Annotated in this window: 14 protein-coding genes; 10 read left to right on the top strand and 4 right to left on the bottom strand. The window is 63.5% G+C overall.

Annotated elements, in window-relative coordinates:
* Positions 1–9 precede the first annotated feature (9 nt).
* Entirely contained in the window at positions 10–285 is a 276-nt protein-coding gene (locus KU43P_RS01980) for a polyhydroxyalkanoic acid system family protein (RefSeq protein ID WP_317660822.1), read from the bottom strand.
* Between the two features lie 124 nt (positions 286–409).
* Here KU43P_RS01980 and ubiE point away from each other — a divergent pair, with 124 nt between their 5' ends.
* The 10 genes from ubiE to KU43P_RS01930 all read left to right on the top strand — a co-directional run bounded on the left by ubiE (position 410) and on the right by KU43P_RS01930 (position 8,073).
* Entirely contained in the window at positions 410–1,180 is a 771-nt protein-coding gene (gene ubiE, locus KU43P_RS01975) for a bifunctional demethylmenaquinone methyltransferase/2-methoxy-6-polyprenyl-1,4-benzoquinol methylase UbiE (RefSeq protein ID WP_317660821.1), read from the top strand.
* The gene (locus KU43P_RS01970; RefSeq protein WP_317660820.1) at positions 1,180–1,803 is read left to right on the top strand and encodes an SCP2 domain-containing protein; all 624 of its coding nucleotides are present in this window, start codon (positions 1,180–1,182) and stop codon (positions 1,801–1,803) included. Before ubiE ends, KU43P_RS01970 begins: the two co-directional genes overlap by 1 nt.
* Positions 1,800–3,422: a ubiquinone biosynthesis regulatory protein kinase UbiB gene (ubiB, locus tag KU43P_RS01965; RefSeq protein WP_317660819.1), complete on the top strand. Its 1,623-nt coding sequence runs from the start codon at positions 1,800–1,802 to the stop codon at positions 3,420–3,422. The genes KU43P_RS01970 and ubiB overlap by 4 nt, the downstream gene beginning before the upstream one ends.
* 73 nt (positions 3,423–3,495) lie before the next feature.
* Positions 3,496–3,888, top strand: a complete 393-nt coding sequence (hisI, locus tag KU43P_RS01960; protein ID WP_317660818.1) for a phosphoribosyl-AMP cyclohydrolase — start codon at positions 3,496–3,498, stop codon at positions 3,886–3,888.
* A 1-nt stretch (position 3,889) separates the two neighbouring features.
* On the top strand, positions 3,890–4,225 hold the full coding sequence (locus KU43P_RS01955) for a phosphoribosyl-ATP diphosphatase (protein WP_317660817.1): 336 nt from the start codon (positions 3,890–3,892) through the stop codon (positions 4,223–4,225).
* Positions 4,226–4,250: 25 nt separating this feature from the next.
* Positions 4,251–4,538, top strand: coding sequence for a twin-arginine translocase TatA/TatE family subunit (locus KU43P_RS01950; RefSeq protein WP_317660816.1), 288 nt, complete (start codon positions 4,251–4,253; stop codon positions 4,536–4,538).
* 3 nt (positions 4,539–4,541) lie between these two features.
* Positions 4,542–4,919 carry a Sec-independent protein translocase protein TatB gene (tatB, locus tag KU43P_RS01945; protein WP_317660815.1) on the top strand — a complete coding sequence of 126 codons (378 nt, stop codon included), beginning with the start codon at positions 4,542–4,544 and terminating at the stop codon, positions 4,917–4,919.
* On the top strand, positions 4,916–5,707 hold the full coding sequence (gene tatC / locus KU43P_RS01940; protein WP_317660814.1) for a twin-arginine translocase subunit TatC: 792 nt from the start codon (positions 4,916–4,918) through the stop codon (positions 5,705–5,707). Before tatB ends, tatC begins: the two co-directional genes overlap by 4 nt.
* Complete coding sequence (locus KU43P_RS01935) at positions 5,704–6,411, top strand: 16S rRNA (uracil(1498)-N(3))-methyltransferase (protein ID WP_317660813.1); 708 nt, start codon at positions 5,704–5,706, stop codon at positions 6,409–6,411. Before tatC ends, KU43P_RS01935 begins: the two co-directional genes overlap by 4 nt.
* Positions 6,412–6,510: 99 nt before the next feature.
* Entirely contained in the window at positions 6,511–8,073 is a 1,563-nt protein-coding gene (locus tag KU43P_RS01930; RefSeq protein ID WP_317660812.1) for a methyl-accepting chemotaxis protein, read from the top strand.
* 454 nt (positions 8,074–8,527) lie between these two features.
* On the opposite strand, the gene KU43P_RS01925 is transcribed toward KU43P_RS01930, so the two are convergent.
* From KU43P_RS01925 to KU43P_RS01915, 3 genes are read right to left on the bottom strand one after another with little or no spacing between them, the layout of a single operon-like run.
* Positions 8,528–9,322, bottom strand: a complete 795-nt coding sequence (locus KU43P_RS01925) for a hypothetical protein (RefSeq protein WP_317660811.1) — start codon at positions 9,320–9,322, stop codon at positions 8,528–8,530.
* 14 nt (positions 9,323–9,336) lie between these two features.
* Complete coding sequence (locus KU43P_RS01920; protein ID WP_317663706.1) at positions 9,337–10,071, bottom strand: amino acid ABC transporter ATP-binding protein; 735 nt, start codon at positions 10,069–10,071, stop codon at positions 9,337–9,339.
* On the bottom strand, positions 10,064–11,026 hold the full coding sequence (locus KU43P_RS01915; protein ID WP_317660810.1) for an amino acid ABC transporter permease: 963 nt from the start codon (positions 11,024–11,026) through the stop codon (positions 10,064–10,066). The genes KU43P_RS01920 and KU43P_RS01915 overlap by 8 nt, the downstream gene beginning before the upstream one ends.
* Between the last annotated feature and the right edge of the window lie 27 nt (positions 11,027–11,053).

Below are 11,053 nucleotides of genomic sequence, written 5' to 3'. Positions count from 1 at the left end.
GCAGAGGCGTCAGGCCAGCGCTTTGTCCAGCGCCCGCTCGATTTCGCCCTTGATGGTACCGCTCATCATCGACAGCATCATGCCGAGCTTCAAGTCGACGCGGATGCTGTCCTCGTCAATGTGAACGCTGCCATTGGCACCGCTGCGTGCCACGTCGACGCGGTCGCCATTCCAGGTGGCCTTGAGGTCGTATTCGCGGCTGAGCTTGTCTACCAGCGCCTCGGCCTTGGCACGGGCGGCTTCGCGGCCGAGGGTGTGTTTGCGTTCGACGCTGATCTGGGTCATGCGGGTGATCCTGGGTATGTAGACATAATTGGCATTATGCCCGCCCCCGCTCCGCGGCACACCCCGCCAAGACAAATCCGCCCGATCACCCTAGAATGGCGGTAATTTTTTCCGGTGAAGCGATATGAACGACCAGCGCAAAGGCGAACACGCCGAACCCACCACACATTTTGGCTACCAGGACGTACCCGAGAGCCAGAAGGCAAAGAAAGTCGCCGAAGTGTTCCACTCGGTGGCTGCCAAGTATGACCTGATGAACGACGTGCTTTCCGGCGGCATGCACCGCCTGTGGAAGCGCTTCACCATCGAGCTGTCGGGCGTGCGCGCCGGCAACCGGGTGCTGGACATCGCCGGCGGTACCGGCGACCTGGCCGCCAAGTTCTCGCGCCTGGTCGGCCCGACCGGGCAGGTGGTGCTCGCCGACATCAACGAATCGATGCTCAAGGTGGGCCGTGACCGCCTGCTCGACCGTGGTGTGGCCGGCAACATCGAGTTCGTCCAGGCCGACGCCGAGAAGCTGCCGTTCCCGGACAACCACTTCGACTGCGTGACCATCGCCTTCGGCCTGCGCAACGTCACTCACAAGGACGAAGCCATCCGCTCGATGCTGCGCGTGCTCAAGCCGGGTGGCCGTCTGCTGGTGCTGGAGTTCTCCAAACCGACCAACAAGTTCATGTCCAAGGCCTACGACGCCTACTCGTTCGCCTTCATGCCACTGGCCGGCAAGCTGATCACCAACGACTCGGAGAGCTACCGTTACCTCGCCGAATCGATCCGCATGCACCCCGACCAGGAAACCCTCAAGGCCATGATGGTCGATGCCGGCTTCGACCGTGTCACTTACCACAACATGACCAGCGGCATCGTCGCCGTGCACCGGGGAATCAAGCCCTGATGCTGCTCGCAGGGCTGCTCGCCAGCGTCGAACATGGCTTGAACCGCGTCTTGCGCATGGACAGCACGGCTCTGCCGCGCCTGGCCGCGCTGGAAGGCAAGGTCATCGAGATCGATTGCCGCCAGCCGGCCCTGCAGGTCTTCATCCTGCCCGATGAAGAGGGCCTGATGCTCGCCGCCCACTGGGAAGGCGATGTCGATTGCAGCCTGCGCGCACCTGCCGGGAGCCTGCTGCAACTGGCCGTGGCCAAGGACAAGACCGGTGTGCTACACACTCCGCAGGTCGAACTGCATGGCGACAGCGCCGTGCTGCTCGACCTGTTCGGCGTGCTGCAGGACTTGGAGCTGGACTGGGAACACGAGCTGCAGCGCTGGCTCGGCCCGGTCGCCACGGCGCTGCTTGCCGGCCATGTGCGCCTGCGCGCAAGCTGGACTCGCCAGGGCCTGGCGCGCTTCGGGCAGAATCTCTCCGAATACCTGGCCGAAGAATCGCGCACCCTGGTGGGCAAGCGTGAAGCCGAAGCCGCCTTCAGCGAGCTCGACAGCCTGAAGGTCGATATAGAACGCCTCGAGGCGCGCCTTCAGCGCCTCTCCCGATCCCTTGATACCAGCGATAACGCATGAAGCTGCTCGCCGTCCGCCGTCTTTTCCGCATCCAGCGTGTGGTGATCCGCTACCGTCTCGATGACCTGCTGTTCGACCTGCCGCTGCCCTGGTGGTTGATGAGCCTGCGCCTGCTCATGCCCTGGCGCTGGCTGCCGCGCAAGCCTTCCGAGCTCAGCCGCGGAGCGCGCCTGCGCCTGGCGCTGCAGGACCTGGGGCCGATCTTCATCAAGTTCGGCCAGTTGCTGTCGACCCGCCGTGACCTGCTGCCCACCGACATCGCCGACGAGCTGATGCTGCTGCAGGACCGCGTGCCACCGTTCGACCCACAGAAGGCCGTGGCCTTGATCGAGGCGCAACTGGGCGCCAAGGTGGGCGAGGTGTTCAGCCGCTTTGACGTCGAGCCATTGGCCTCGGCCTCGGTGGCCCAGGTGCATGCCGCCCGCCTCAAGAGCGGCGAAGAAGTGGTGGTCAAGGTGGTGCGTCCGGGCTTGAAGCCGGTGATCGCCCAGGACCTCGCCTGGCTGTTCCTGATCGCCAAGGCCGCCGAACGCGCTTCGGCCGACGCCCGTCGCCTGCACCCGGTGGAAATCGTCGGCGATTACGAAAAGACCATCTACGACGAACTCGACCTGCTTCGCGAGGCGGCCAACGCCAGCCAGCTGCGGCGCAACTTCGAAGGCTCGGAGCTGATGTACGTGCCGCAGGTGTACTGGGATCACTGCCGCCCCAAGGTGCTGGTGATGGAGCGCATCTACGGCGTGCCGGTCACCGACATGGCGACCCTGGCCGACCAGCGTACCGACATGAAGCTGTTGGCCGAGCGCGGTGTGGAGGTGTTCTTCACCCAAGTATTCCGCGACAGCTTCTTCCATGCCGACATGCACCCCGGCAACATCTTCGTCAGCACGGTCAAACCGTGGAGCCCGCAGTACATCGCCATCGACTGCGGCATCGTCGGCAGTCTCACCGCCGAGGACCAGGACTACCTGGCGCGCAACCTGATCGCATTCTTCAAGCGTGACTACCGCCGGGTCGCCCAGTTGCACATCGACTCGGGTTGGGTGCCGGCGCACACCAAGGTCAACGAATTCGAAGCGGCGATCCGCACGGTATGCGAGCCGATCTTCGAAAAGCCCTTGAAGGACATTTCCTTCGGTCAGGTACTGATGCGCCTGTTCCAGACCGCCCGACGCTTCAACATGGAGGTCCAGCCGCAGTTGGTGTTGCTGCAGAAGACCCTGCTCAACATCGAAGGCCTGGGCCGCCAGCTGTACCCCGACCTCGACCTGTGGAGCACCGCCAAGCCCTTCCTGGAACGTTGGATGCGCGACCGCATGAGCCCCAAGGCCGTGCTCGGCAACATCTACAGCCAGGCCGAGCAGTTGCCGCACCTGGCCGGCATGACCCGGGACCTGCTCGAACGCCTGTCGCAGCCGCACTTGCAAGACCCGCAACTGCCGGAACGGCGCCGCGCCCAGGGCGACCGCTGGGCGCTGCGCCTGCTCGGCGCCGGCCTGCTCGGCGGCGGTGCGGTATTGGCGGCGGGGGCCGCCGAGGCGGCTAGCCTGGCCGCCCCCGCCGCCTGGCCGGCGTGGCTGATGCTGGCCGCAGGCTTGTACCTGATCGTGCGCCAATAGCCAGCCGGGCTGCTGGCTGGCACACTAGCGCAAAGGGCCCGGCACAGGAGCGGGCTCGGTTTTGGAGTCGACGATGAAAGACTGGCTGGACGAGATCAAGTGGAACAGCGACGGCCTGGTGCCGGCGATCGCCCAGGACCACAAGACCGGACGCGTACTGATGATGGCCTGGATGAACCGTGAATCGCTGGCGTTGACCGCTGCCGAGCAACGCGCCATCTACTGGTCGCGTTCGCGTGGCAAGCTGTGGCGCAAGGGCGAGGAATCGGGGCATGTGCAGAAGCTGCACGAAATGCGCCTGGACTGCGATGCCGACGTGATCATCCTGATGGTCGAGCAGCTAGGCCATATCGCCTGCCATACTGGCCGCGAAAGCTGTTTCTACCGCGTCTTCGAAGACGGCCAGTGGCAAACCGTCGACCCGGTGTTGAAAGACCCGGATGCCATCTACAGCGCAGGACACTGACATGAGCGACACCCTTACCCGCCTGGCCGAAGTACTCGAAGCGCGCAAGCAAGCGGCGCCTGACAGCTCCTACGTGGCCAGCTTGTACCACAAGGGCCTGAACAAGATTCTCGAAAAGCTCGGCGAAGAGTCGGTCGAGACCATCATTGCCGCCAAGGACGCCGCGGTCAGCCAGGATTACAGTGATGTCATCTACGAAACCGCCGACCTGTGGTTTCATAGCCTGGTCATGCTCAGCGCGCTGGGCCAGCATCCACAAGCCGTACTCGATGAACTGGAGCGCCGTTTCGGCCTCTCCGGGCATGATGAAAAGGCCGCGCGTCAGCCGTCGGCCTGACCGAATAGCATTCTAGGAGAGCACCATGGGTATTTTTGACTGGAAACACTGGATCGTCCTGCTGGTCGTCGTGGTACTGGTCTTCGGCACCAAGAAGCTGAAGAACTTCGGCAGCGACCTGGGCGAATCGATCAAGGGCTTCCGCAAGGCCATGAACGAAGAAGAGAACAAGCCGGCCGAGCAGACCCCGCCGCCCGCCCAGCCGATTCCACCGGTGCAGACCGCCCAGCAGCAAGCCGCAGCGCCGCAGGCGCAAGGCCATACCATCGAGGGCCAGGCCCAGCCGGTCCAAGAGCCGCAGCGGAAAGACTGAGCCATGTTCGGCATCAGCTTCAGCGAGCTGCTGCTCGTCGGCCTGGTAGCCTTGCTGGTGCTCGGCCCCGAGCGCCTGCCTGGCGCCGCGCGTACCGCGGGGCTGTGGATCGGCCGGCTGAAACGCAGCTTCAACGCGATCAAGATGGAGGTCGAGCGCGAAATCGGTGCAGACGACATCCGCCGCCAGCTGCACAACGAGCACATCCTGCAGATGGAGCAGGAAGCCAAGCGCATCCTCAACCCGCTGACGCCGCCTGCCCAGCCGCCCGCCACGGTCGCTACCGAGCAGCCCGCCGCCACGCCAGCGTCCGCAGCGCCGGCAGCCACGGTGCCTGTACCTGAGCAACCCGAACAGCCTCAACCGCCGCGAGCCCCATGAGCGAAAATCCGCAAGACGACCAGCCCATGCCGCTGGTCTCGCACCTGACCGAGCTGCGCACCCGCCTGCTGCGCTGCGTGGCTGCCATTTTCCTGATCTTCGCCGGGCTGTTTTCTTTTGCCCAGCAGATCTACACCCTGGTCTCGGCGCCCCTGCGCGAGCACTTGCCGGCCAACGCGACGATGATCGCCACCGACGTGGCCTCGCCGTTCCTGACGCCGTTCAAGCTGACCATGATCGTTTCGCTGTTCCTGGCCATACCGTTCATCCTGCAACAGATCTGGGGCTTCATCGCGCCGGGGCTGTACCGCCATGAAAAGCGCATCGCCATTCCGCTGCTGGTGTCGAGCATCGTGCTGTTCTATGCCGGCATGGCCTTCGCCTACTTCCTGGTGTTCCCGCTGATGTTCAAATTCTTCGCTGCGGCCACACCGGCCGGCGTGGCGATGATGACCGACATAGCCAACTACCTCGATTTCGTCATGACCCTGTTCTTCGCCTTCGGCGTCGCCTTCGAAATCCCCGTCGCAGTGGTGCTGCTGGTGTGGATCGGCGTGGTCGATGTGAACTACCTGAAGAAGATCCGTCCCTACGTGATCATCGGCTGCTTCGTGGTCGGCATGATCCTTACCCCACCGGACATCTTCTCCCAGACCTTGCTCGCCGTGCCCATGTGGTTGCTGTTCGAGATCGGCGTGCTGTGCGGCAGCCTGATTCGCAAGCGCAGCCATGAGCCCGATCAAGCCACCGACGACCACAACGACCAGCCACCTGCGACCCAACCGTGAACCTGTTGCTCCTCGAAGAGGCCGACTTCGTGTCGGCCGACCGCGTCGTTCTCGCTGATCGACGCTTTACCCACATGCAGGACATCCACCGCGTCACGGTAGGCGACACGCTACGCGTGGGCCGTATCAATGGCCTGATGGGCGGTGCCACCGTGGTACGCCTGGAACAGCACGAAGCCGAACTTGAAGTCGCCTTCGACCAGCAACCACCGGCCAAACTGCCGCTGACGCTGGTGTTGGCCGTACCACGCCCGAAGATGCTGCGCCGGCTGTTCCAGACTGTCGCCACCCTTGGCGTGCAGAGGCTGATCCTGGTCAACAGCTACAAGGTGGAGAAAAGTTTCTGGCAGACGCCCTTCCTCAATCCCGAAAGCATTCGTGAGAACCTGATCCTCGGCCTGGAACAGGCCCGCGACACGGTGCTGCCCGAGGTGATCATCGAGAAGCGTTTCAAGCCGTTCGTCGAGGATCGACTGCCCGCCATCGCCAGCGGCACACTCGGCCTGGTCGGCCACCCAGGCCCCTACCCCGCCTGCCCGCGCGCGGTCGAGGGCCCGGTCACCCTGGCCATCGGCCCTGAGGGCGGCTGGATCCCCTACGAAGTAGACCTGCTGGGCAAGGCTGGTTTGGCACCCGTGCAGTTGGGCGAGCGTATCCTGCGTGTCGAAACCGCCGTAACTGCCTTACTCTCAAGGATTTTCTGACAAACGGGTCAGCTTTTCCCCATCAAGTTTCCTCGGCGCAAGCCGATGGCCTGGCAACACAACAATATTCCGTGCTGCCAAGTTGCCGGGGAGTCGAAAATGTACCAATGGTTATCCCAATCGCTGGGGAATGTGAGCGTCAATCGCAAGCTAGGGCTGGGTTTCGGCCTGGTGCTACTACTGACCCTGGCCATCACCCTGACCGGGTGGCTTGGCATGGACAGCATCATCAACCGCGGTGACAAGCTGGGCAATATCTCGATCATCTACGGATACACGCAAGACTTGCGTATTGCCCGCCAGCATTATCAGCGCCAGCCCGACCAGGCCTCGATAAACGAACTGGATCAGGCGCTGAACAATGTCGAACGCCAGGTCACGCTCATGCTGAGCCAGATCGAGCAGGCCGTCGACCACCAGCGGCTGCAACAGCAGCTTGAGGCGGTTCGCCTCTATCGACAGGCATTTATCGAGCTCAAGCAGAACCCCAGCGAGCAGATCCTCCAGCGCATGGCCGATCAGGGCACGGTGCTGCTGCAAACCAGCCAGGCCATGACCGAGTCGCAGACCAAGGTCCGCGACGCCGGCGCCCGCCAGGCCAAGGCCATGCTCGCCGGCGCCACCGGCCTGGCATTGCTGCTGGGCCTGCTGGCTGCCTGGGCCATCACCCGGCAGATCATCATCCCCCTGCGCCACATCCTGGCCGCCGCCGAGCGTGTGGCCAACGGCGACCTGCGCCAGGACCTGCCGACCAGCCGTCGCGACGAGCTAGGCCAGTTGCAGGCCAGCATGCAGCGCATGACCCAGGGCCTGCGCGAGCTGATCGGCGGCATCGGCGATGGCGTCACCCAGATCGCCAGCGCCGCCGAAGAGTTGTCGGCAGTCACCGAGCAGACCAGCTCCGGGGTCAACAACCAGAAGGTCGAAACCGATCAGGTGGCCACGGCCATGAATGAAATGGCCGCCACCGTGCATGAAGTGGCGCGCAATGCCGAACAGGCCTCCGAGGCAGCGCTGATGGCCGACCAGCAGGCCCGTGAAGGGGACCGCGTGGTCAGCGAGGCAGTCGCGCAGATCGAGCGCCTGGCCAGCGAAGTGGTCAACTCCAGCGAAGCGATGAATCAGCTCAAGGCCGAGAGTGACAAGATCGGCAGCGTGCTCGATGTGATCAAGTCGGTGGCCCAGCAGACCAACCTGCTGGCGCTCAATGCGGCCATCGAGGCAGCCCGTGCGGGCGAAGCTGGCCGCGGTTTTGCCGTGGTGGCCGATGAGGTGCGTAGCCTGGCCCAGCGCACTCAGCAGTCCACCGAAGAAATCGAAGAGCTGATTGCCGGCCTGCAAAGCGGTACCCAGCGCGTGGCCAGCGTGATGGACGCCAGCCGCCAGCTCACCGACAGCAGTGTCGAGCTGACCCGCCGGGCAGGAACTTCGCTCGATACCATCACGCGCACGGTGTCGTCGATCCAGGCGATGAACCAGCAGATCGCCACGGCGGCCGAGCAGCAGAGCGCCACGGCCGAGGAGATCAACCGTAGTGTGATGAATGTGCGGGATATTTCCGATCAGACGTCGGCGGCGAGCGAGGAGACGGCCAGTTCCAGCGTCGAGCTGGCGCGACTGGGAACGCATTTGCAGGGGTTGGTGGGGCGGTTCAAGCTCTGAGATCGCACGGGGCCGCTTTGCGGCCCAATCGCTGGCAAGCCAGCTCCCACAGGGACATCACCGCCCTTGAGGCCTGTGCGATAGCTGTGGGAGCTGCTTGCCAGCGATTGGGCTGCAAGGCAGCCCCACCAGTTACAGCACCGCCCTTGAGGCCTGTTCAATAGCTGTGGGAGCTGGCTTGCCAGCGATTGGGCTGCAAGGCAGCCCCACCAGTTACAGCACCGCCCTTGAGGCCTGTGCAATAGCTGTGGGAGCTGGCTTGCCAGCGATTGGGCTGCAAGGCAGCCCCACCAGTTACAGCACCGCCCTTGAAACCTGTGCAATAGCTGTAGGAGCTGGCTTGCCAGCGATTGGGCTGCAAGGCAGCCCAGCAGTTACAGCACCGCCCTTGAAACCTGTGCAATAGCTGTAGGAGCTGGCTTGCCAGCGATTGGGCTGCAAGGCAGCCCACCAGTTACAGCACCGCCCTTGAAACCTGTGCAATAGCTGTAGGAGCTGGCTTGCCAGCGATTGGGCTGCAAGGCAGCCCACCAGTTACAGCACCGCCCTTGAAACCTGTGCAATAGCTGTAGGAGCTGGCTTGCCAGCGATTGGGCTGCAAGGCAGCCCCACCAGTTACAGCACCGCCCTTGAAACCTGTGCAATAGCTGTAGGAGCTGGCTTGCCAGCGATTGGGCTGCAAGGCAGCCCCACCAGTTACAGCACCGCCCTTGAAACCTGTGCAATAGCGGTGGGAGCTGGCTTGCCAGCGATTGGGCTGCAAGGCAGCCCCACCAGTTACAGCACCGCCCATGAGGCCTGTGCAATAGCGGTGGGAGCTGGCTTGCCAGCGATTGGTCTGCAAGGCAGCCCCACCAGTTACAGCACCGCCCTTGAAACCTGTGCAATAGCTGTAGGAGCTGGCTTGCCAGCGATTGGGCTGCAAGGCAGCCCCACCAGTTACAGCACCGCCCTTGAAACCTGTGCAATAGCTGTAGGAGCTGGCTTGCCAGCGATTGGGCTGCAAGGCAGCCCCACCAGTTACAGCACCGCCCTTGAAACCTGTGCAATAGCTGTAGGAGCTGGCTTGCCAGCGATTGGGCTGCAAAGCAGCCCCACCAGTTACAGCACCGCCCTTGAAACCTGTGCAATAGCGGTAGGAGCTGGCTTGCCAGCGATTGGGCTGCAAGGCAGCCCAACCAGTTACAGCACCGCCCATGAGGCCTGTGCAATAGCGGTGGGAGCTGGCTTGCCAGCGATTGGTCTGCAAGGCAGCCCCACCAGTTACAGCACCTGACGGAGGAAGGCCTGGGCGCGCGGATCTGTAGGCGAATCGAAGAACGCCACCGGCGCCGAATCTTCCAGCAGCTTGCCGTGATCGAAGAACAGCACTCGGTCCGCCACTTCCCGGGCAAAGCCCATTTCGTGGGTCACGCAGACCATGGTCATGCCTTCCTGGGCCAGGGTCTTCATCACATCCAGCACCTCGCCGACCATCTCCGGGTCGAGCGCAGAGGTCGGCTCGTCGAACAGCATCACCTTGGGGTCCATCGCCAGCGCCCGGGCGATCGCTACCCGCTGCTGCTGACCACCCGACAGGCGCGACGGGTACTCATTGGCCTTCTGCGAAATACCCACCTTCTCCAGCAGCGCACGAGCCTTCGCCTCGCGGTCGGCCTTGCTACGCTTGCGCACCACCTTCTGCGCCAGGCACAGGTTCTCCAGCACGGTCATGTGCGGGAACAGGTTGAAGTGCTGAAACACCATGCCAACTTCACGGCGGTAGGCATTGATGTCGGTCTTGGGGTCGTCCAGGCGCAGGCCGTCGATGGCCACGTGGCCTTCATCGAAATGCTCCAGGCCATTGAGGCAGCGCAGGAAGGTCGACTTGCCCGAACCGGACGGGCCGAGCACCACCACCACTTCACCTTTGGCCACTTGCGTGGTGACGTTATCCACCGCGCGCACCACCTGGCCGCGGGTGTCGAAGACTTTCAGCAGGTCACGGACTTCAATCACTTTGCGCAAGCCTCCGCTCGAGCCGGCTGGCCAGGTGCGACAGCGGCAGGTTGATCAGCAGGTACAGGCCTGCCACGCAGAACCAGATCTCGAAGGTCGAGAACGAGGTAGTGATGGCCTCGCGGCCGCTCTTGGTCAGTTCGGTGATGGCGATCACCGACACCAGCGAGGTGTCCTTGACCAGGCTGATGAACTGCCCGGCCAGCGGTGGCAGCACGCGCTTGAACGCCTGCGGCAGGATCACGTGGCGCATCGACTGGCTGGCATTCAGGCCCAGGGAGCGAGCAGCCTCGTTCTGGCCCTTGGCAATCGACTGCACGCCGGCACGCACGATTTCCGCCACGTAGGCACCCGTGAACAGTGCCAGAGCCGCAACGCCGGCAAACTCGCGGGAGAGATTGAGCACAGTGCCGATGAAGAAGTAGAAAATGAAGATCTGCACCAACAACGGCGTGCCACGCACCAGCTCGACGTACACGGTCGACAGATCGCGCAACGTCGGGTTGTTGGAAAGCCGGCACAACCCGGCGAACAGCCCGATCACCAGGCCCAGCGCCCCAGAAACCACCGAGATCCACAAGGTTGTCCACAGGCCCCATGCCAGCGGCCCCGCTGCCCAGTGGCGGGTCACGCCAATCTGGTCGCCTTCGGAGACATCGTCGCCGCGGCTCAGTTGCAGGCTGTCCTTGTCCACGTCGAGTACTTGTTCATCGCCGTTTTCGTCCTTCAGCGTGACACGCGCGGTGTCACCGGAGACGACGATGTCCTGCACGGTGCCGTAGCCGGCTGCCCGCTGCGCTTCCTCGGCCTGGTAGGCGAAGTATTGCGGTACACGGTTCCAGCGCCACTCGTAGGAAATCATCGAAGTGGCCATGTACAGGCTGAACGCCAGGCCCACCAGAACCAGCGCGGTCAGCGCATGCCAGGGCCACTGGGCTTTCTTGTGTTTGATCACGTGGGTACTTCCGTAAATGCGAACGCG

The sequence above is a fragment of the Pseudomonas sp. KU43P genome (genome assembly GCF_033095865.1).
Classification (GTDB): domain Bacteria; phylum Pseudomonadota; class Gammaproteobacteria; order Pseudomonadales; family Pseudomonadaceae; genus Aquipseudomonas.
Note: the sequence above shows the minus strand (reverse complement) of the source record. Positions and strands in the feature narration are given on the sequence as shown.

Excerpts from the sequence above, each read along its gene's own strand:
- KU43P_RS01950 (WP_317660816.1), top strand. The coding sequence starts at position 4,251 with ATGGGTATTTTTGACTGGAAACACTGGATCGTCCTGCTGGTCGTCGTG.
- hisI (WP_317660818.1), top strand. The coding sequence starts at position 3,496 with ATGAAAGACTGGCTGGACGAGATCAAGTGGAACAGCGACGGCCTGGTG.
- tatB (WP_317660815.1), top strand. The coding sequence starts at position 4,542 with ATGTTCGGCATCAGCTTCAGCGAGCTGCTGCTCGTCGGCCTGGTAGCC.
- KU43P_RS01980 (WP_317660822.1), bottom strand. The coding sequence starts at position 285 with ATGACCCAGATCAGCGTCGAACGCAAACACACCCTCGGCCGCGAAGCC.
- ubiE (WP_317660821.1), top strand. The coding sequence starts at position 410 with ATGAACGACCAGCGCAAAGGCGAACACGCCGAACCCACCACACATTTT.
- KU43P_RS01955 (WP_317660817.1), top strand. The coding sequence starts at position 3,890 with ATGAGCGACACCCTTACCCGCCTGGCCGAAGTACTCGAAGCGCGCAAG.
- KU43P_RS01970 (WP_317660820.1), top strand. The coding sequence starts at position 1,180 with ATGCTGCTCGCAGGGCTGCTCGCCAGCGTCGAACATGGCTTGAACCGC.
- ubiB (WP_317660819.1), top strand. The coding sequence starts at position 1,800 with ATGAAGCTGCTCGCCGTCCGCCGTCTTTTCCGCATCCAGCGTGTGGTG.
- tatC (WP_317660814.1), top strand. The coding sequence starts at position 4,916 with ATGAGCGAAAATCCGCAAGACGACCAGCCCATGCCGCTGGTCTCGCAC.
- KU43P_RS01930 (WP_317660812.1), top strand. The coding sequence starts at position 6,511 with ATGTACCAATGGTTATCCCAATCGCTGGGGAATGTGAGCGTCAATCGC.